27 protein-coding genes are annotated in these 16156 nt (G+C 60.8%); 3 read left to right on the top strand and 24 right to left on the bottom strand.

Annotation, left to right across the window (positions count from 1 at the left end; translation table 11 throughout):
* Position 1 precedes the first annotated feature (1 nt).
* The 11 genes from FH041_RS07040 to FH041_RS22970 all read right to left on the bottom strand — a co-directional run bounded on the left by FH041_RS07040 (position 2) and on the right by FH041_RS22970 (position 8469).
* Positions 2-394, bottom strand: coding sequence for a hypothetical protein (locus tag FH041_RS07040; protein ID WP_140174315.1), 393 nt, complete (start codon positions 392-394; stop codon positions 2-4).
* A gap of 3 nt (positions 395-397) precedes the next feature.
* On the bottom strand, positions 398-775 hold the full coding sequence (locus tag FH041_RS07045) for a hypothetical protein (RefSeq protein ID WP_140174316.1): 378 nt from the start codon (positions 773-775) through the stop codon (positions 398-400).
* 3 nt (positions 776-778) lie between these two features.
* The gene (locus FH041_RS07050; RefSeq protein WP_140174317.1) at positions 779-1084 is read right to left on the bottom strand and encodes a HeH/LEM domain-containing protein; all 306 of its coding nucleotides are present in this window, start codon (positions 1082-1084) and stop codon (positions 779-781) included.
* A gap of 46 nt (positions 1085-1130) precedes the next feature.
* Entirely contained in the window at positions 1131-2108 is a 978-nt protein-coding gene (locus FH041_RS07055) for a major capsid protein (RefSeq protein ID WP_132578447.1), read from the bottom strand.
* 3 nt (positions 2109-2111) lie between these two features.
* Positions 2112-2885: a hypothetical protein gene (locus FH041_RS07060; protein WP_140174318.1), complete on the bottom strand. Its 774-nt coding sequence runs from the start codon at positions 2883-2885 to the stop codon at positions 2112-2114.
* A 112-nt stretch (positions 2886-2997) separates the two neighbouring features.
* Positions 2998-4059 carry a minor capsid protein gene (locus tag FH041_RS07065; protein WP_140175101.1) on the bottom strand — a complete coding sequence of 354 codons (1062 nt, stop codon included), beginning with the start codon at positions 4057-4059 and terminating at the stop codon, positions 2998-3000.
* On the bottom strand, positions 4010-5470 hold the full coding sequence (locus FH041_RS07070; RefSeq protein WP_140174319.1) for a DUF4055 domain-containing protein: 1461 nt from the start codon (positions 5468-5470) through the stop codon (positions 4010-4012). Before FH041_RS07070 ends, FH041_RS07065 begins: the two co-directional genes overlap by 50 nt.
* The gene (locus tag FH041_RS07075; RefSeq protein ID WP_140174320.1) at positions 5470-6798 is read right to left on the bottom strand and encodes a terminase; all 1329 of its coding nucleotides are present in this window, start codon (positions 6796-6798) and stop codon (positions 5470-5472) included. Before FH041_RS07075 ends, FH041_RS07070 begins: the two co-directional genes overlap by 1 nt.
* Entirely contained in the window at positions 6773-7249 is a 477-nt protein-coding gene (locus FH041_RS07080) for a DUF2280 domain-containing protein (RefSeq protein WP_140174321.1), read from the bottom strand. Before FH041_RS07080 ends, FH041_RS07075 begins: the two co-directional genes overlap by 26 nt.
* Before the next feature lie 31 nt (positions 7250-7280).
* A complete protein-coding gene (locus FH041_RS07085) occupies positions 7281-7895 on the bottom strand; it encodes a putative metallopeptidase (protein WP_140174322.1) in 615 nt (204 codons plus the stop codon).
* A 163-nt stretch (positions 7896-8058) separates the two neighbouring features.
* Positions 8059-8469, bottom strand: a complete 411-nt coding sequence (locus tag FH041_RS22970; RefSeq protein WP_257225417.1) for a hypothetical protein — start codon at positions 8467-8469, stop codon at positions 8059-8061.
* A 75-nt stretch (positions 8470-8544) separates the two neighbouring features.
* Here FH041_RS22970 and FH041_RS07095 point away from each other — a divergent pair, with 75 nt between their 5' ends.
* On the top strand, positions 8545-8760 hold the full coding sequence (locus FH041_RS07095; RefSeq protein ID WP_140174323.1) for a hypothetical protein: 216 nt from the start codon (positions 8545-8547) through the stop codon (positions 8758-8760).
* A 275-nt stretch (positions 8761-9035) separates the two neighbouring features.
* On the opposite strand, the gene FH041_RS07105 is transcribed toward FH041_RS07095, so the two are convergent.
* On the bottom strand, positions 9036-9227 hold the full coding sequence (locus tag FH041_RS07105; protein WP_140174324.1) for a hypothetical protein: 192 nt from the start codon (positions 9225-9227) through the stop codon (positions 9036-9038).
* A 141-nt stretch (positions 9228-9368) separates the two neighbouring features.
* Between FH041_RS07105 and FH041_RS07110 the strand changes: the two genes are divergently transcribed.
* Positions 9369-9701 carry a hypothetical protein gene (locus FH041_RS07110; protein ID WP_140174325.1) on the top strand — a complete coding sequence of 111 codons (333 nt, stop codon included), beginning with the start codon at positions 9369-9371 and terminating at the stop codon, positions 9699-9701.
* A gap of 46 nt (positions 9702-9747) precedes the next feature.
* On the opposite strand, the gene FH041_RS07115 is transcribed toward FH041_RS07110, so the two are convergent.
* Positions 9748-10059 carry a hypothetical protein gene (locus FH041_RS07115; RefSeq protein ID WP_140174326.1) on the bottom strand — a complete coding sequence of 104 codons (312 nt, stop codon included), beginning with the start codon at positions 10057-10059 and terminating at the stop codon, positions 9748-9750.
* Positions 10056-10382, bottom strand: a complete 327-nt coding sequence (locus FH041_RS07120; RefSeq protein WP_027916422.1) for a hypothetical protein — start codon at positions 10380-10382, stop codon at positions 10056-10058. Before FH041_RS07120 ends, FH041_RS07115 begins: the two co-directional genes overlap by 4 nt.
* Positions 10383-10441: 59 nt before the next feature.
* On the opposite strand from FH041_RS07120, the gene FH041_RS07125 reads away from it, so the two are divergent.
* Positions 10442-10831 carry a hypothetical protein gene (locus tag FH041_RS07125; RefSeq protein WP_257225418.1) on the top strand — a complete coding sequence of 130 codons (390 nt, stop codon included), beginning with the start codon at positions 10442-10444 and terminating at the stop codon, positions 10829-10831.
* A gap of 493 nt (positions 10832-11324) precedes the next feature.
* On the opposite strand, the gene FH041_RS07130 is transcribed toward FH041_RS07125, so the two are convergent.
* From FH041_RS07130 to FH041_RS07170, 10 genes are read right to left on the bottom strand one after another with little or no spacing between them, the layout of a single operon-like run.
* The gene (locus FH041_RS07130; protein WP_140174327.1) at positions 11325-12008 is read right to left on the bottom strand and encodes a hypothetical protein; all 684 of its coding nucleotides are present in this window, start codon (positions 12006-12008) and stop codon (positions 11325-11327) included.
* Positions 12005-12607 (bottom strand): recombination protein NinG, encoded by a 603-nt coding sequence (locus FH041_RS07135; RefSeq protein WP_140174328.1) that lies wholly within the window; start codon positions 12605-12607, stop codon positions 12005-12007. Before FH041_RS07135 ends, FH041_RS07130 begins: the two co-directional genes overlap by 4 nt.
* Positions 12598-12897 (bottom strand): response regulator transcription factor, encoded by a 300-nt coding sequence (locus FH041_RS07140; protein WP_140174329.1) that lies wholly within the window; start codon positions 12895-12897, stop codon positions 12598-12600. Before FH041_RS07140 ends, FH041_RS07135 begins: the two co-directional genes overlap by 10 nt.
* Positions 12894-13364 carry a hypothetical protein gene (locus tag FH041_RS07145; protein WP_140174330.1) on the bottom strand — a complete coding sequence of 157 codons (471 nt, stop codon included), beginning with the start codon at positions 13362-13364 and terminating at the stop codon, positions 12894-12896. Before FH041_RS07145 ends, FH041_RS07140 begins: the two co-directional genes overlap by 4 nt.
* Complete coding sequence (locus FH041_RS07150) at positions 13357-13764, bottom strand: hypothetical protein (protein WP_140174331.1); 408 nt, start codon at positions 13762-13764, stop codon at positions 13357-13359. Before FH041_RS07150 ends, FH041_RS07145 begins: the two co-directional genes overlap by 8 nt.
* Positions 13761-13892, bottom strand: coding sequence for a hypothetical protein (locus FH041_RS22980; protein ID WP_257225419.1), 132 nt, complete (start codon positions 13890-13892; stop codon positions 13761-13763). Before FH041_RS22980 ends, FH041_RS07150 begins: the two co-directional genes overlap by 4 nt.
* Positions 13889-14146 carry a hypothetical protein gene (locus FH041_RS07155; RefSeq protein WP_140174332.1) on the bottom strand — a complete coding sequence of 86 codons (258 nt, stop codon included), beginning with the start codon at positions 14144-14146 and terminating at the stop codon, positions 13889-13891. The genes FH041_RS22980 and FH041_RS07155 overlap by 4 nt, the downstream gene beginning before the upstream one ends.
* Positions 14146-14379: a hypothetical protein gene (locus tag FH041_RS07160; protein WP_140174333.1), complete on the bottom strand. Its 234-nt coding sequence runs from the start codon at positions 14377-14379 to the stop codon at positions 14146-14148. Before FH041_RS07160 ends, FH041_RS07155 begins: the two co-directional genes overlap by 1 nt.
* Complete coding sequence (locus tag FH041_RS07165) at positions 14379-15182, bottom strand: hypothetical protein (RefSeq protein ID WP_140174334.1); 804 nt, start codon at positions 15180-15182, stop codon at positions 14379-14381. Before FH041_RS07165 ends, FH041_RS07160 begins: the two co-directional genes overlap by 1 nt.
* Complete coding sequence (locus FH041_RS07170; protein ID WP_140174335.1) at positions 15172-16155, bottom strand: phage replication protein; 984 nt, start codon at positions 16153-16155, stop codon at positions 15172-15174. Before FH041_RS07170 ends, FH041_RS07165 begins: the two co-directional genes overlap by 11 nt.
* Between the last annotated feature and the right edge of the window lies 1 nt (position 16156).

Genomic DNA, 16156 nt, shown 5'->3' on the forward strand with positions numbered 1-16156 from the left:
GTCACTTCCTCAGTTGGACGGTCCAGGTGGCCTTGGCTGGGTCTTCGGAGACGTTGAGCGTCCGAAACCCGCTGATCAGGTCACCGATCTTCGGTTCTGCCGGGATGGCTGTCACAGCATCGGCCTGCTCTTCGAACAACTCGTTCTGCAGCACCAGCAGCTTCACGTCCTGGGTCTGGATACGTGAGCCGTCGATCTCCTTGGCTAGGTAGCTCCCAAAGACACCGCGGCCCGTGTAGTGAAGCGTGGATGCCGGCACCGTGCCGCCGATGGCAGGGTCGTAGCCGCCCTTGATGGAGCGAGCCCCCTCCACTGGGCGGACTGCATCGGCGAGGCCGTCGGGGTCGTCGAATGCCTCGGCCAAGTCCGCTTGGATTTCTTCACGCATGCCCATGGCCTAGACCCTCTTGAGCATCACGGTGCCCTGGCGGCGGGTCCAGGGCGCGATCAGGTCCAGCGCATAGTTCTCGGCGCTCGAGCGCGCGACGGAGCCTGCCTCGTAGGTCTTGCTGGTCGACGTTCCGGACTGGGCCGATACGGTCTTGCTCTGCACCTCGCGCTCGGTGTCCTTGTAGAGCTTGCCGGCCACAGCCAGCTTGGCCACCTGGGCCCCAGCGGATTTGATGGCAACCGGCACTACCTCGGGCAACGCGCGCTTGATCTTGGCCGTGAGCCAGGCGTTGGCCATGGCCACGGCAAGGACCGCATCACCGGCGCTAGCCCAGCCCTGCCCGAGCGCCTCATCGACGTCAGCAACGGTGATGAAGTCGGTCATCGGTCACTCCTGCGGGATCAGGGCTTGCAGGTCGGGCTTCTTCGCGCTGGCGTCGAACTCGATACCCTTGGAGGTGAGCCATTCCTTAAGCTCGGGGACGTTCATCTTGTGCGGGTCGGTTTCAGACTGGTCGCCCCTGGATTGCTCGCCAACCTTGATACCGGCCGCCTCGTAGGCCTCGACGATCTCGGGCGCGTCACCCTCGATCACAACCTGTGTGGCTCCGTCGATGACTCCGAAGAACTGGCTCAGGAGTCGATAGCAAACGCCGCGCTCACGGCCGGGCTTGTCGGTGTAGATGACTTTCATGGTGGTCTCCTGCGCAGGGCGCTAGGTCAGCGCCCCGCCTGGCGGGTCAAGGGGTGGCGGTGCCGCTGATGACCGCGGCGAACGGTACCTGCTTGCGATCGAATACTCGCTCCCAGTTCGCCGCGCTGGCGTACTGGGTGGCATTCGGGCTCAGGTTCAGGTTGTTGCTGCCCTTCCAGCTGAAACCGGCAGGCTGCAGGATGAAGGTCTTGCGCTCCCACAGAACCTCGGCGCCACCACCGTTACCGCCGTCAGGCTTGCGTTGCATCTCGACGGGGGTGTGAGGGGTGCCTTCGCCGTAGCCGAATGCGCCCTGGCCGAAGAAGACCGACAGGAACTGGCCGGACGCGTAGGTCAGGCTGTCGTCCATGAAGACGGGCTTGCCGAGATAGGTGGCCAGGATGATCTTGCCAGTGGAGTCGCGCAGGTACTCGATCAGATCCTGCTTGACCATCTGGTTCATGACGACCGAGTGCACGCCGATAGCGCCGAACATGTCAGCCGCGTCGCCGGCGGTGAAAGCCGCATCCTGGAACGCGGAGGCGCTGATGCTGGCACCGGCGTCCTTGACCATGTCACCCCCGTTGTTGGCGATGTTCGAGGCGATGATGCCTCGTGCAGCACCCAGCAGGTACCGCTGCCACTGACGGGTCCAGTACGTGCCGAAGCGGTTGCGGATGTGCTGCATCGGCTCGCTATTGGCCAGTTCGGCCGTGAGGTCAGCGACACCATAGCCCTTGTTGAGGTACAGCGTGCGCGCGCGCATGCTGCCTTGCTCAGCCTTGCCGACCTCGCCGAGGTCATCCGGGTTGTCGTTGGAGATGTTCGGCGCCTCGTCGGCATCGAGATCCTGCCAGTAGCTGATCTCGGAGGTGCCCTGGCCGTTGTTGGCGATGTTGTCCAGCGTCGGCGAGCGGGTCACGATGCCCGATTCGAAGACGGCGGTTTTTTCAGGGGTGTTCACCGGCGCCAACGCGCCGTAGTAGTCGCGGACGAAAATGTCCGACAGCTGAGTAGTTGCCATGGATTAGGTTCCTTGGGTGGCTTGGAGTCGCTTGAACGCTTCAGGGTTGTCTCGAGCCAGCGCGGCGCGCTCTTGCTCGGAGTACTCGCCCCATTTCTTCGTGGCCTTGCCACCGTTGTCGCCGGTCTGTCCGGCACCCTGAGCCCTTGGCCACAGGTGGGTAGCGGTTTCGCGCAGCGATTCCGCCCATTCGAGGGGAGACAGCGGGGTCTTGCCGTCCTTCCCGTACACGACTTCGCCGGCACGGTCGGTGGCAACGGGCTCGCCGTCTTCGCTCAATTTGAAGGTGCCGCGGGCGCGGAGGATGATGTCCTCGGCAGCCTCGGGCAGCGCGCCAGCCTTGATGGCGGCAGCGCGGATGGAGTCAGCCAGTACCTTGTCGCTGTACTTGGCAGCAAAGGCCTCGGCCTTGTCGGCACGCTCGTTGGCAGCCTTGACCTGCTTGTCCAGATCGGTGCGCAGGCGCTCAGTGCGGCGGCTGATGACCTCGTCCAGCTTGCCCTCGGCAATCAGCTTGGTTTCTTCGTCTTGGCCGGCCTTGGCCAGCAGGCCTTTGACGGCTTCGATGTCCAGGCCTTCGAACTTGCCCTTGAGGCCGTCCAGTTCGGTCTTGATGGTCTTATTGGAGTCGATCAACTCCCGATTCTTGGACTTGAGGCCCGAGACCTCCCCGTCCAGGAATTTCTGTACCTCGCCGCCGAGCGCTGCCTTCAGCGCGGCAGTTTGGGTTTCGTCGAGGGTCAGGCCGTGGGCGGCCGGGTCGAAGTCAAAAGGCATGTGGCTATCCCCTGGGGACTGAGTAGGCCCGCCTGGCGGGCAGAAAAAGGCCCCGCAATGCGAGGCCGTAGTTCGCGCCACGAAATCGTGGCTAGTTGTTTTGTGGCGCGGGTCAGTTAAGACCGGCCCTCTCGAACGCCAACGGCTCCAGCTCCTTGAGCTGATCCAGCGTCAGCGGCTTGAAGTTCTTGTCCAGCTGTAACGCGGCGAAGCGCTCGGCAGTAAGCCCGCCATCGCGGAACAGCTTTGCGCGCACCGGTCCCAGCGCAGCGTCCTGGAACGCCGGTGGCTGCGTTTTCAGCCACTGGTAGTAGCTGAGGCTGGCGGAGACCTGCGCGCCGCCAGATGCGCCCACAGATGCGCGCGTGGCGCCCTTCGCGAATGCTGCTGACAGCTTGGTGATGGGCGTGATGGTCGTGCGGCAGTTGATGTGGAACGGCGGCACCGGCCCTTTCCCTACCTCGAACTCACGCCCGTCCAGGCTCTTGCACTGCTGGCTGGTCTTCCGGTCCAGAGTAGCCACGATGCGATAGCCCGGTATGAACTCAGCGTTCGCAGCCATCGTTTCCATGCGAGCCGTTGCAGATACGTGCTGTACGGCGGTGTGCACAACCGACCTGGCGTTACGGTTACTGACCGCCAGCACGCCATCGGTGAAGTTCTGCGCGGCCGTGCCGCGGATCGCCTGGGTAATCTGGGCGTTGGTCTGTCCCTGGACCACGCCGAGCCGGATGGCGTTAGTTACGCGTGTCCCCTCGGTACGCGTCCAGCCCGTCAGGAAGGGCTTAAGCAGCGTGCCGCCGTCAATGCCCGCCACTTGCAGAGGCTGGGTATTGATCGCGGCCCGGATCAGCGAGTCGGTCGGCATGATGGCATTGATGAGCAGTGCCTTGGACAGGCTCCGGCTTTCGAAAGCGGCCAGGTACAGCGCGATGTCCACCAAGTCTGCCTGCATGCGATCGCCAAACGCTTGGTAGATGCCCAGCAGCTTGCCGCCAACTCGACCCAGGAACTCCTCAAGCCGGGTTCGGCTGTAGGTCGTGAGCTCCTTACGGGTCAGCTGGTCCCGCACTTGGGTATCCACCTGGCGCAGGACCGTCTCGAACTTCTTGACCTCACCCGCTTTAAGCCGCTCCAGCAGCACCGCGTGCCGACTGACCTGCTCCAGCAGCATCTCGTCCGCCGTTTGCGTCGGTTTCGTCGCCATCGTCTTTGTCCAGATTGATGCCGGCCGACTCACGCTCGTCGCTGATCAGCCCGGCCTCTTCGTCGTAGGCCCGCTCGGGCAGCTTGCCGGTGGTGAGGTACTGCCAGTAGGTCTCGGCGCTGATCGTGCCGGCCATGACGCTCTTCTGCAGCTCAGCCAGCACCTGGGCGTTGACCTCAGGTATGACGAACTCCGGCTTGACCGTGAAGACCACGTCGTCCGGGTTGTAGCCAGTCCACTCGGCGGCGTACCGCAAGGCCTGCTCAATGGCTGCCGCTGCGGTGATGACGATGCTGTGCAGCGTGGCATGCTGGTCGTTCTGGCGCGTCTTGCGTGCCTCTCCCGACTCGGTACCGGACACGTCCATGACCTTGGCGCCAGCCTCTAGGGCTGCGCTCTTCTGGTCAGACATGGCCGTTCGGACAGCCTCAACACCTGCCCCTTGGAACTCCAGATAGCCGCACTGACCCTTGGGTCCGAGATCCCAGGCTGCAGACGGCCCGGTCACGCTCAGCTCGACGCTCTCGTCCAGGCCCGACACCCACGGCTGCGGGTGGCTGGTCTGGTGCAGCGCGGTGAAGTAGTCGGCGCTGAGCTGGTAGGACTTCAGCGCGGCCCTGGCCATCGTCAGCAGCGGGATCTCGTCCACGTCCGGTGAATTGTCGGTCGATCCGCAGTAGATGACCGGGATGTACTCGAGCCCACGCACCAGTTGGTTGCCTGCGCCAACGGTGCCAAGGGGGCGCTCATCATCGATGAGTTCGCCTGCTTCGTTGCGCACAGCCGTGTAGCAGACCTGTCCCTGCATGAAGAACTCGCGATAGACCGTCTGGCACTCATGGCTGTAGCGGTCCTCCGCCATCTTGCGGAACTCGCGGAACACGGCCAGCACCAGATCCTGGCGCCCGCCTTGGTCGGCGGTGTCCCAGTTGATGCCGTTCCGGGCGGCGTAGGTTGCAAAGTAAGGCTGGCCCTTGTCGTCCACGTTGACCACAAGCGGCACACGGCCGTGGGAGATGGTCTGCCGAACGATGCGCAGGAAAAGCTGGGTCAGGCCGAAGCCATCGGCTGTGGCATTGGCCTCTAGATCCTTGAGACCGCTGGGCAGCTTCACCTCAGGAATGAGCCGGGAGACCAGGCCCATCATCGAGCGCAGTGAATCGCGCACCCAGTGTTCGTACTGCGCCCGCGCCGTATAGTTCTGGTAGAGATATGCATTACCCTGGCCATCCAGCTTTTCAGCCTCGACCATGCCGCTGGGCTTGGGCAGGTTTCGTGGACTGCCCTTGATGGCGCACTCGCCTTCCAGAGCATCGTCCATCATCCGCCACTCTTCGATGTGAGCGTCGTACTCTGGGTTGGTGGATTGAACAGGCATTACGCCAAACCTCCGATGCGGCGGGTGCCGGCGGACTGAGTCTTGATCGGGAACCGCTTGGCGATGAAATAGCCCGCGGCGTCGTTCATGTGGTCGTGACCCTTCTTCGGGTCTTTGTCCGGTTCGCCTTTATCCGTATAGGTCTGGCGCTCCAGGCACTGTGTGAGCTGCGGGCACTGGTCAATATTGACCTTGAGACGGCGCTCTCCGTAGGTGTTCAGGAACATGGAGTTGACCGCGTTAATGCGGTCCTTGACGCCAGGGTTCTGCGAGTCGACCACAACGGTGAAGCCTGCCTTCTTGAGCAAGGACAGGTCCGATTCACTGGCATTCTTGCTGCTGGTGTTCTGGCCGCTGGCGTCTGGATATACGGAGATGCCATGCCCAGGGAATCGCGCCTTGATCTTGTCGATCATCTCCGGCGTGTCACGCACCGAGTGGAGTTCGTCCAGCGCCAGCGGCAGGCCGTCGCGCACGACGTACACGACCGCGGCCATCTTCATGACGTTGAAGTCCATGCCGATGTGTAGGGCCTCGCCTGGCTCGATGCGCGCGCTGGTGCGGCACTCATTCCGGTCGAAGGTGTAGTAGACGACACCCGCGTAATTCTCGAACCCGGCCTCGTATTCCTGGCGGAACGTGCGCGGGTCCATCTTGCGCCGGGCCGCGTCTAACTCCTCGGCCGGGACATTGCCACCCTGGAGCGATGTGTACTGCCAGCTCTTGTGGTCAGGCTCGCCACCTGGTTGGCCATCCCGGTAGGTGTCATAGCAGTGGTTGAAACCCTTGGGGGTGCCGATCCTCAGCGCGTGGCCTCCCTTCCTCAATTCGCCGGACTGGGGAATCGTGTACTGGCAGGTCGAGAGCATGGGACGCAGCACTTCTTCCCACGCTGCCCACGGGCAGTCGGCCCACTCATCCACCAGGACGAAGAAAAGACCGGAGCCGCGAAGGTTGTCGTAGTTGTCCAGGCCGACCACACGCATGATGTGGCCGGACTTGAGCGTGATAGAGCATTCGGTCTCGTTGGGGCGGGCCGCGCGCCATGCTTCGGGAATGGCCTGCTTCAGACGGCGCCAGAACACGCGTTTGGCCTGCTTGAACGTCGGCGCGCCGTACCAGATCTCGTCCTCGACGCTCACGCCCCACTCCGCAGCCAGTCGAGCCGCGCGTCGCATCTCTGCCTTGCCGAGGAAGGTCTTGCCGAACCGGCGGCCGCATACCGCATCACGGAAACGCGCCTCTGGCTGGAATCCCCAACAGTAGATGTTCGCCTGCTTCGGCGTCAGCTTAACCGGCGGGTCATAGGTACGGGGTAGTCGGGACATTCTCGTCTGGCTCCAGCGTGTACTCAGCAACGGCGTGCTGCTGGTCCGCCTGGGAGCCCAGGGGCTTGTCGGGTTCGATCTTGCGGTTGACGTACATGTCGCCGCATTCCTTGGCTGCCTGCTCGTACAGCTGGGCCGTCAGCGCCAGGTTGCGCATACTCTCGGCTTTCTCAGCCATTCGACCGAGGCCGCGCAAGCGGAACGCTCGGTTGGCGATAGGGATGTCGGCGGTCTCCTCGCGAAAGCGCTTGCGGGTGTCCTCAAAGAGGGTTCGCCACTTGGCAGCCAGGTTGGCCCCAGCGCGCTTGGTCGGGTCGTGCTGCTCCACCTGCTGGCGGGTCACATCGATGTCGAATTCTTGCTTCACGGCTTGTGAGACTTGGGTGGGCGTGTCAAAGCACGCCAAAGCCTGAACGATGAAGGCTTTCACATCGTTTGTCAGGGCTGCCATAGATTGGATTCCGTCTCATGCCTGTCTCACATCAGGCCAACTTAAGCAGACAGGTTCCGCAGGCCCTCGAAATGTTGATCTTGGCCACCTCAGGCGGCCGGCTTGCAGCGTCGATCAGCTGCTGTACTTCGTGGCTGGCACCGTAGCGCCTCACCACACCGACGAACTCTTCGACGTCATGGCTCTGCAGCTTGATCTTTGGTGCGCCGTCTTGGGTGAATGCTGGTTGGCCGTACTTGTCGGTCGCGTGAGCCAGGTGATACAGCTCGTGCTCCAGGAGTGCACAGAACTCAACGTCGCTGCACTGGGCGCAGTAGTCAGCAGCCAAGGTGATGATGAAGGCCGGCACATCGCCGAACCAATCACGCATCTGTTGCTCCATCCGAGCCTTCTGCCAGCCGCCAGCGCGAAACGCTACCTGTTCGGCCTGGCCCAAGACTGTACGGCCCTGTTTGGCGACGCTCGAAGACGCCCACATAACCCGGATGTCAGCATCCAATAGGTGGGCATGGTCTTCGTTGTGAATGCTGCCGGTGTCAGCGAGGATCTCGGCTTGGATCCACTCCCAAACTTCAGGGGCTGGGGTCAGGCGGATGCCGAAGTCGGACAGCTCAAGCAGTGACGATGGTGGATATGGCCTATCCATAGATCACCTTGAGCTTGAAATGATGGTGCGGCAAGAATTGGTTCGATGCGGACAGGGATTCGCCCGGGGGCTGACGTTCGACGTAGGCTAGGCATAATCATTAATTCATCCAGCCTAACATTCGGCGCGCTCATCCAGATACCGGCATTACAGACCAACGCTGTTAGTTTTGGTCATCACACACAGTGATCCTCACTCCCGTGGCCACAATTTCGTACTCAGTCTCAGAAATCTTTTTCACTTGACCACCGCGTTGCATTTCGAAATGCTTCATACCTTCATGTCGAACCATGCCTCGGGATGAGCGCTCAACTGTCTCGTCCTGATAGATGTTGATCACGTACCTCACATTGTCCGTGCCTACGCCCGTGAGCTTTCCAACGTATTTATCTGACATGTCCAAACTCCTTGCGTGAACCCTCAAGGTAGCTGGTGCTGACATATCGATCCACACCACTGAGCAGATCAGCTCAACATTGGGTTGGTCTGCGCCAAATCGTGCTTGTTTGGAATAGATAGGCCTGGCCCGAAAGGCTCGCTCGATCGCCTCCCAGTAGGGCTGCTTGGTGGTCATTAAGGGGTCTCTGATACTTGAAATAGTGGCAGACTGCCGCTATTGATGGAGATCAATCAATGAAAGGATTTGCCAATGTCTGTACCACTTAAAGCTCTAACAGAAACCGGTTCTCTGGCCTATTGCGAACTCAGCAATGATCGCAAGAGAGCAGTGGCAGTAGCTGCGGCTCTTGAGGTTATTGCCGCTCGGGTCACCACAACGACCACTCACGGCACGCACCTTGATAGAGAAATGAATAACCTCAGCAAATACGCTGACCAGATCCAAGAAGCCCTGAAAGTCAAGTAATCCGCCTGTGCCGCACTCACCTGCGGCACACCTACCCTTCCCCGCAATCCAGAAGCACATCAATCAGCTGCTGCTCCGCCAGTCTGGACAGCGCCAGGGCCTGGAGGTCATCTGCAACCGGGCCGACGCCGAAAGCCGTCACCTTCCCGTCGGGTAACGAAGCGCGACCGCCACAATGGTGCATGGATGAATGTTGCCCTGCTCCAGGTCGTCAGCGATCTTGCGTAGCGCTTTGACCGTGCCGCGCCACCCCTCTCGCCGATACTCAACGACCTTCAGGAGGACACCATCTTGTGCGTTTCGGCATGCGCTTGGCCGTGTAGTATCGCGGCGATCAGTCCCTGAGGAAGCCCGGCTTCCTTTGCGGTATCAATGGCCTTGATCAAGGCCGAGTCAAGCGCATTCGTTGCAGCTACCACATCGGCAGGGAGCGGCAGGACATGCCGCATACGTGTCACGTTGCTCATACATATTCCTCGCAGTAGGGGTGCCCTTGAAGTGCTGTTGTCAGCGCCATCGCGAATTCTTTGAGACTATCGCGCCTCTTTTTGTTGAATGCTCATGATTTGGGAGCTATGAGTGAAGCTCATCATGAATAGGAGCATTTTATGAAAGGCACAGGAAATTTGACGTTCTTCTCGTCTAACGCTGATGACTTGTCGTTTGAAGATATTGATTTTGAATTTCAGCCCGGTGACCGGTCGATCACTGCTGGCGCTGATGGCAGCCTGTCGATGGTCAAGAGGGCCGGCCTCATCAGTTTCAGGCTGGAACCGTTCCCAGGCTGGCAATCGATTTACGCCGTGACTGTTACCTTTCCCAATGGGCGGAACAGCGAAAATCTGTTTGAGGTTACCCGCAATTTCAAGCAACCATTCGCCCATGATGGGTGGCTGAATTACCCGGTGATGCAAAAACAAGCCAGCCCGATGAAGGACTAGATATCTTCGCGCCACAAAATGGCAACTCATGATTTTGTGGCGCGCATCACTTGGATTGCTTGCACAGGTCACAGTCCAGACGCCGGCAGATCCAGCGCTTTACCCTCGGCCAATAGGTCACCACGAACATGTGCCGGATACCGGCCAGGGCCAGGGCGACGTGCATCGTCACGCCGGCGGTGTTCGGGGTGAAGAACATCCGGTCCGACCTGGCCAGGATGGCGTAGCCGCTCAGGGCGATGATCGAGTAGAGGATTTTGCCGATTACCCCATCTCGCACCCTTCCGCTCAGGACTGCCCAGGATGCCCACAGGGCGATCACGCCGGCAGCCAGCGCATTAACGTATTCGAGAATCATCCGTTTGGCCCCCCGAACTTGGACCTGATGACAGACCAGAGATCAGCGGCCTTGATGGCGCGGGTTACGGCAGCGATGAGTGATCCGCCGAAGGTGCCCAGTAGAAACCCGACGCCTGCCACGCTGCGTGGCTCAACGATCCCGAAGTATGCGCTGACCATCCCAGTAAGGTAGTGAGCGCAAGCCATACCAGTGAGCAAGAATAGAATCCAGGCCTTGCGGTCCGTCAGGTCATCCTTGTGCCAGCGGGTGGCAACCAAGGCCCCCAATAGGCCCGCTATTGCCCAGTCGAGCTTGTCGAGCAGGCGGTGAAAAAACTCCATGCGCTCGACTCCGTATGTGCATGTAAAATCCCCTGGCCAACAAAGCTGAGGACAAGGGAATGAAAAAGTATGTAGCCGCGGTATCGCTCGCAGTGCTAGGCGTGGCTCAAGGTGTGCAAGCAAGCGATTTCACAAGCGTGGAGATCTGCAAGGCTGCAATTTCCGTGGAAATGAGCCGACCCACCAAAAAGATGAAGACCAGATCGCATGGTGCGGTACCCGAGATCTCTTACAAGCGTCCTGATGGAGACTCTTTCAGATACCGATGCCAGGTAAGCGACGACACTGTTGTTTGGTCAACGTTCTTGAACGATACCCGCACCTGGGGGCGCTGGCGGAACCGTTATTCTGAGGGGGATGCAACAACCACCTATTCGGTAGCGGGCGGCGAACTAACAATCCGCAATGATCAGTCTGGCGATAAAACCTTCAGAAAATCAGATTTCTGAATGCCTGCCCCTGCCTGAGTCAGGACAAGATACTTATAGCAGGCCTTCTTGAGGCCCTTTGCGGGCAATAAAAAACCCGGCGCGAGGTCCGGGTCCTTAAATTTGGTGTGCCGGACAAGCGACACGTTGAAGCTGACTAGATCTCCGAAACTATCGAAGACCTGTAATGGTGAGGGATGGCAGGCTGTTGACGCCGAGAGCTGTTGATGCGTTTGCCGAGAAACTAATCAGGGTTTTCCACATAACTTTCTTCATGCGACTACCTCCTTCTTGTCCGGATCGTTGTACTGCGATTGGTGTATCAATCAGTGCTAGCAGGAACCACATTGTAACTATCCATACCAGACCCCCAACCATCAACAACCCGCCATCGCTACCGCTTGAGCTTAAGCTCGCTGCTCGTTAAGCACTCCTACACAGAGCGCAGGAATGACAGGATGGGCATATATTGCGACATGGCGACATGATATTGCAAGCCCTTTCCAGGGACTTTTTACGCTGCCTCGCTTGCAAGAACACCCACGGCCTCCAGCATGTGCTGGGCCTCGACCAGTGCCTCGTTCACCATCCCTTCCAGCGACCCGCGTATGGCCTTGTTCCAACGTTGATACGTCCGCTCCGTCAGTCCCTGCTCATCCCATGTGGTCATGTCGTAGTTCGAGGCTGCCAGCACGATCATGTCACCCGGGCGCTCCTCAGCCACTGACCTGGCTTGGGCGTTGGCCCGCTCCACGGCACGCTGTGCGGCTTGGTTGCGCCAGGCCCAGCGATCCTCGCCCTTGTCGCACTCGCGCACCTCGGCAGGCTTGGCCTGGACCGCTACGCGCTGCACACCCTTGCGCTGCTCCGGCACGGCCCACACCATCACGGCCTGCTGGGTGAACCGCTTGGGCGCGGGCGTGGGAACAACTGGTATCAGCGCGCAGATGGCCTGGAGCTTGCGCCCCTTATGCGTGCTGTACCTGGCCAGCAGCGCGTGCCAGTGCCTGGAGCTGAGCTGAGCATGCAGCATCTTGTGCACGATACAGTCGGCCAGCAGCGCCGCGTCTTTGCCGGTGATTTCCCCTTTCAGTTTGCTGGTCTGCACCCTGGGCTCAACACTGCAGCCACCAGCGCTGTTGATCGTCTCTGCCGCCAGGGCGCGCACTACTGCGGATACCACGTTCTGATATTTCATGCTGCGGCCCTCCGGAGGTCCTTGAGTTTCTGGCGATAGGTGGCCTTGATGGCCTGCAGGTCTTCGATGGTCAGGCGCTGGGGCTGATGAGGCCCTTCAAGCCACTCCACCTGGTCGGCACCGATGCGCTTCACCAACCGGATGCGGTACTCGACCGCGTTACCTGAAAGGTTGCGGTTACACCTGACGCACTGGCGGTGGACGTTCAGCGGCTCGAAGCGCAGCTCTGGACAGGCGCCGACCGAGCGGTAATGGCCGGCGTCCCAGCGACTTCCCGTTATCAAGTCGCTGTCGCTGGGCAGCGAGTCGCAGCTGATACACGGCAGGCCGGCGTCCCGCTCCCGGATGTAGGCATTGAAAGCAGTCTGGGCCTCGGACATGTGCTCGCGGCGCGTCTTCAGCTTATCCCGGCGCTCCTTGAGGTCTTCCCGGGCCTGCTTGGTGATGGCCTTGGCCGCGACCTTTTGGAGCTGCGGGTCTTTGGCCATAGCCAGCGCGCAGGCCGGGCTGCATACCTTCTGCGTCGATAGCATGGGCTTGAAGCGCTGGCCGCAGCCTGGGGCCTTGCACTTCTTCGGCTTGATCTCGGCTACGCGCATGACTCGGCCTCCGATGAGTAGATAATCCCTGCTGCAACTGCCTTGGCGACAAGTTCCGTGCGGTTGGATGCCTTCAGGTGCAGGCGGGCATCAGCCATCCTGCTAGTTACCGTGCCCGGCGAAATGCCGAGCTCGCGAGCGATCTGCTTACCACTCTTCCCTGATGCAGCGAGAACCACACACTGCACACCACGCCGAGTTAGGCCATGGCCATACAGCCCCCGCCAGCCCGGCGCCGCGAAAACGCCTTGGTCCTTGTTCCGCTTGAGGTTTGCTTCCTGGCTCTTCATGCCGCCACCTCGCCCACCAAGTCGCCGAAGAAGACACCCTTGGGCGTGAACTCGGCCAGGATGCGGTCGGTGTAGGCCACGCCCTGGGCGCGGTTGAACAGGCTGGTCACCGGGAAACCGTCCGGGCCGAAGAGCTTGCACTCGCCCATCATCGCCAGCTTCTCCTCGTACGGTAGGTGGCGCATGACCCGGTACCACGCCTGCTGGAACTCGGCGTCTTCGTTCAACAGGATCTGCACGCCGATGTGCAGCTTGCAGTAGCGCCGGGCGTCCGCCGCGTCGCCGATCTGGGTCATCTCAGCGATGCGCTTGTAGAAGGCGAACCACAGCGCGTTCTGGTCCAGGGTGCGATCCTTGCCTGGGCGCAGGCTGACCACCACAAACTTCTTGTCGCGGAACATGTTGGTAAGCTTGCTGATGGCCTCGGAGAGCTTGGTAGTGCTGTTGACGCTGATTCGGTCAGCCATGACTAGTCCCCTTGCCCGATGCTTTAAGAGCAAACGAGGTCATTTTCGGGCAAGGCAGCCCACCCAGCCCGTAATGGTGCTCACCGCATGCAAGGCAGCGCGTATCTGGGCCGGCCAAAGGGGCGCCCCTGAATGGAGACAAATCGGAAACTCGCTTACGCAGCGCCTCGTTCTCGGCCTTGTGCTGGTCGCGCTGACGGATCTGCGCCTCGCGCTCGGCAAGGAATGCGGTGCTCCAGGTTCCAAGTCGCTCGATCTCCGCGAGCAGGGCCAGGACAGTCTCAGGCGTCAGCTCGCTGTAGAACTCGGCCAGGCGCCGGCCCTCCTCGGCCTCATCTGCGCACTTGGCTGGGTCGCAAGCCAGGGCCAGCTCCTTGATTTCTTGCTTGTCGATGCTCATCCCACCACCTCACACTCAGGCCAAATCAACTGCGCCTCACGCAGCGCGCCAGCACGGTGCAGGCTCTGCTCCATCAGCACCATCTGGAAGGCCTTGGGGCCTACGATTACGGTCCATACGCGCTTCATGGGGTCACCTTAAGGCCTTGGGCCTCGATCGCAGAACGCAGCGATTCGCGCATGTCACGCTCCATGCTGGCCGGGTAGCCGTCGAACATTGGCAGCTCCACCACCACGGCGGCGCGGGAGGCCTGCCAGCCATCCCAGGCGCCATTTGCATATGGGCTTTCGTAGAACTCGGGGTGCGTGGACGACCGCGTGAAATCCATACCCCTGAACTTCGGGCTGGTCTCGAACTGCTCGCGCATCTTGTTGGTGTCCATCAGTGCTGCCCCTTCTCGATTTCGAGCAGCGCCTGATCCAGGTCGCGCTTGATTTTGTTGAATCGAACCTGGTGTTCGGCTACTGCCTTCTTGGCGCGCTCCATGATCAGGTCCTGCTCGCGCTTGATCAGGCGAAGCTCGTTTTCCATGAGGCATGCATGCATCAGTTTTCGGGCGCCTGCCGGCATCTGGTTATACAGATGGCCTGCGCGCTTCAAATCGGGCTTGTCCATCACACCCCCTCCCCGGCCGGCTGCCCGGCGCGCTTGATGTTCAACTGAGCGATGGCGGCACGCGTCTGCCGCTTACGCAGATAGGTTTCCACTCGGCGGCGCTGGGAATCCTTGGCGCGCAGGTGGTCTTTCTTCGCCTGGGCGGCCTCGATGATGCAGCGGACCTCGGCGAGCTTTTGCCGCACTTCGGGGCTGGCCTTAGCCCGGGCCTGCCCAGTGATTAGCCCGGCAATGGCTAATCCGTCCTCGCTGGGTGGCGCAATCTGCAGGTGAGCCAAATGCTTCGCGCCAGCCTCATGGCTGATCAGTTTCGAGCGCACAGCGGATTCGATTGCAGTGACGCGGCGTGCAGCGTCGTAACCCAGGGAGACTTCCCACTTAGCTGGAGTCGCCTCAGCCCTTGCGGCGGCCACCAGGCGTTCGTAGGCACTCATGAAGGCCATGCGTGCGCCTACCTTGTCGCCAGCCTCCAAAACTGGGCCAGAAGCAGTCATCGCCTGGCGAATTTCGGCGGTCATCACCACTGTTTCGCTTTCGTCGCTGGCCGACAGGGCGATGGCCCAGGCCTCGTCCTTGCCAGGGTGGCCGTCAGCGGCCTGGGCGTGCTTGAGGATCGCGGCCACCGTCAGCCGGCCACCGTCGCGGCGACAGTTGCGGAGCGCGCCACTCAGAACGGGTTCGCTGTGCTCGCGTAGGTCCTCGACCATCAGCAGCGCAGCGCCTTGGGTGAGTTGCTGCCCCATCACCTCGGCAGTGGCGAACAGGGACAGCAACAGTTGGTCTTGCTGGTCTTCACTCAGCATGGCTTGCAGCCCTCTTGGCTCGCTGCGCTTGCAACGCCTGCTCGGCGGCGCTGACGTTGGCTTGGGTTTGCTCGATCTGGCGGGCAGTGGTGCCAGTCATCTGGCGATTGGTGACCCATTGGGTGTGGTAGGCCTCGGCGTTCTGAAGCAGGTCACCAAGGCTGTGCATGCGGTTGACCAGCTTGCTGTCATTGATCCGAACGAAGTACGCCGCGACGTGGTGGGCGACATCGACACCCAAGCGGTCTACCAGTTGCCCGATCTGCCCACCGGCTTTGGCGTTCCATACCGGCCATGCGCCGTGGCGGCTGCGGTAGGCCATGGCGTAGTTGGCCCAGGCCTTGAAGGTTTTGCAGGCCGGGTCTTTCGGCCCTGGCATGTCCGCTGGAATTTCGCAGCGCGGCGCGGCAGACGAAACCAGCGTCAGCGCGGCAGGTTGCGACGGCGCAGTCGGGGCCTCCTGCACACTGTGACTGGTACCCTGATTGGTATCCTGATTACTGGTATCCTGATTTGTCGGAGATTTTTCCGACCCAGGCTCGGATATTTTTCCGACCTTGATCGGAGATTTTTCCGACCCTGCTCGGATTTTTTTCCGAGGTGAAGGATCGGATTTTTTTCCGACCCTCTCTTTTTTGGTCGGATATTTTTCCGACCCGTCCAGCTTCTTGTTCCACTCCTTGCCCTTTGCTGTGAGCTGCACCAGCGTGATGTTGTTGGTGCTGGAGAGATTGATCAGACCGGCGCCAGCAATCGCTTTCAGGAGGCGATAGGCAGTGTCCGGTTTGTCGGTGAGCAGTGGCAGCTCTTCGACGATCTTCGCCTTGCTCAAGGCGTAGAAATCGCCTTTGTCCGTCTTGACCAACTTGGCCCAGCTTGGGCACTCGTAGACGAACGCGAACAGCAGCGCTTGCTGGGCATTCAATCCCCAGTTCAGCGCCTTCGCCTGGTTGATCGTGACGGTGAATTGCATG

This window comes from Pseudomonas sp. SWI7 (assembly GCF_006351945.1).
Taxonomy (GTDB): Bacteria; Pseudomonadota; Gammaproteobacteria; order Pseudomonadales; family Pseudomonadaceae; genus Aquipseudomonas; species Aquipseudomonas fulva.

What these genes read in the sequence shown, in the direction of transcription:
- FH041_RS22980 (WP_257225419.1), bottom strand. Translation starts at nt 13,892, where the DNA reads ATGAAGCGCGTATGGACCGTAATCGTAGGCCCCAAGGCCTTCCAGATG.
- FH041_RS07050 (WP_140174317.1), bottom strand. Translation starts at nt 1,084, where the DNA reads ATGAAAGTCATCTACACCGACAAGCCCGGCCGTGAGCGCGGCGTTTGC.
- FH041_RS07045 (WP_140174316.1), bottom strand. Translation starts at nt 775, where the DNA reads ATGACCGACTTCATCACCGTTGCTGACGTCGATGAGGCGCTCGGGCAG.
- FH041_RS07055 (WP_132578447.1), bottom strand. Translation starts at nt 2,108, where the DNA reads ATGGCAACTACTCAGCTGTCGGACATTTTCGTCCGCGACTACTACGGC.
- FH041_RS07135 (WP_140174328.1), bottom strand. Translation starts at nt 12,607, where the DNA reads ATGCGCGTAGCCGAGATCAAGCCGAAGAAGTGCAAGGCCCCAGGCTGC.
- FH041_RS07125 (WP_257225418.1), top strand. Translation starts at nt 10,442, where the DNA reads ATGAAAAAGTATGTAGCCGCGGTATCGCTCGCAGTGCTAGGCGTGGCT.
- FH041_RS07105 (WP_140174324.1), bottom strand. Translation starts at nt 9,227, where the DNA reads ATGAGCAACGTGACACGTATGCGGCATGTCCTGCCGCTCCCTGCCGAT.
- FH041_RS07070 (WP_140174319.1), bottom strand. Translation starts at nt 5,470, where the DNA reads ATGCCTGTTCAATCCACCAACCCAGAGTACGACGCTCACATCGAAGAG.
- FH041_RS07140 (WP_140174329.1), bottom strand. Translation starts at nt 12,897, where the DNA reads ATGAAGAGCCAGGAAGCAAACCTCAAGCGGAACAAGGACCAAGGCGTT.
- FH041_RS07120 (WP_027916422.1), bottom strand. Translation starts at nt 10,382, where the DNA reads ATGGAGTTTTTTCACCGCCTGCTCGACAAGCTCGACTGGGCAATAGCG.
- FH041_RS07095 (WP_140174323.1), top strand. Translation starts at nt 8,545, where the DNA reads ATGTCTGTACCACTTAAAGCTCTAACAGAAACCGGTTCTCTGGCCTAT.
- FH041_RS07145 (WP_140174330.1), bottom strand. Translation starts at nt 13,364, where the DNA reads ATGGCTGACCGAATCAGCGTCAACAGCACTACCAAGCTCTCCGAGGCC.
- FH041_RS07165 (WP_140174334.1), bottom strand. Translation starts at nt 15,182, where the DNA reads ATGCTGAGTGAAGACCAGCAAGACCAACTGTTGCTGTCCCTGTTCGCC.
- FH041_RS07060 (WP_140174318.1), bottom strand. Translation starts at nt 2,885, where the DNA reads ATGCCTTTTGACTTCGACCCGGCCGCCCACGGCCTGACCCTCGACGAA.
- FH041_RS07075 (WP_140174320.1), bottom strand. Translation starts at nt 6,798, where the DNA reads ATGTCCCGACTACCCCGTACCTATGACCCGCCGGTTAAGCTGACGCCG.
- FH041_RS07150 (WP_140174331.1), bottom strand. Translation starts at nt 13,764, where the DNA reads ATGAGCATCGACAAGCAAGAAATCAAGGAGCTGGCCCTGGCTTGCGAC.
- FH041_RS07115 (WP_140174326.1), bottom strand. Translation starts at nt 10,059, where the DNA reads ATGATTCTCGAATACGTTAATGCGCTGGCTGCCGGCGTGATCGCCCTG.
- FH041_RS07065 (WP_140175101.1), bottom strand. Translation starts at nt 4,059, where the DNA reads ATGCTGCTGGAGCAGGTCAGTCGGCACGCGGTGCTGCTGGAGCGGCTT.
- FH041_RS07085 (WP_140174322.1), bottom strand. Translation starts at nt 7,895, where the DNA reads ATGGATAGGCCATATCCACCATCGTCACTGCTTGAGCTGTCCGACTTC.
- FH041_RS07130 (WP_140174327.1), bottom strand. Translation starts at nt 12,008, where the DNA reads ATGAAATATCAGAACGTGGTATCCGCAGTAGTGCGCGCCCTGGCGGCA.
- FH041_RS07110 (WP_140174325.1), top strand. Translation starts at nt 9,369, where the DNA reads ATGAAAGGCACAGGAAATTTGACGTTCTTCTCGTCTAACGCTGATGAC.
- FH041_RS07155 (WP_140174332.1), bottom strand. Translation starts at nt 14,146, where the DNA reads ATGGACACCAACAAGATGCGCGAGCAGTTCGAGACCAGCCCGAAGTTC.
- FH041_RS22970 (WP_257225417.1), bottom strand. Translation starts at nt 8,469, where the DNA reads ATGACCACCAAGCAGCCCTACTGGGAGGCGATCGAGCGAGCCTTTCGG.
- FH041_RS07040 (WP_140174315.1), bottom strand. Translation starts at nt 394, where the DNA reads ATGGGCATGCGTGAAGAAATCCAAGCGGACTTGGCCGAGGCATTCGAC.
- FH041_RS07160 (WP_140174333.1), bottom strand. Translation starts at nt 14,379, where the DNA reads ATGGACAAGCCCGATTTGAAGCGCGCAGGCCATCTGTATAACCAGATG.
- FH041_RS07170 (WP_140174335.1), bottom strand. Translation starts at nt 16,155, where the DNA reads ATGCAATTCACCGTCACGATCAACCAGGCGAAGGCGCTGAACTGGGGA.
- FH041_RS07080 (WP_140174321.1), bottom strand. Translation starts at nt 7,249, where the DNA reads ATGGCAGCCCTGACAAACGATGTGAAAGCCTTCATCGTTCAGGCTTTG.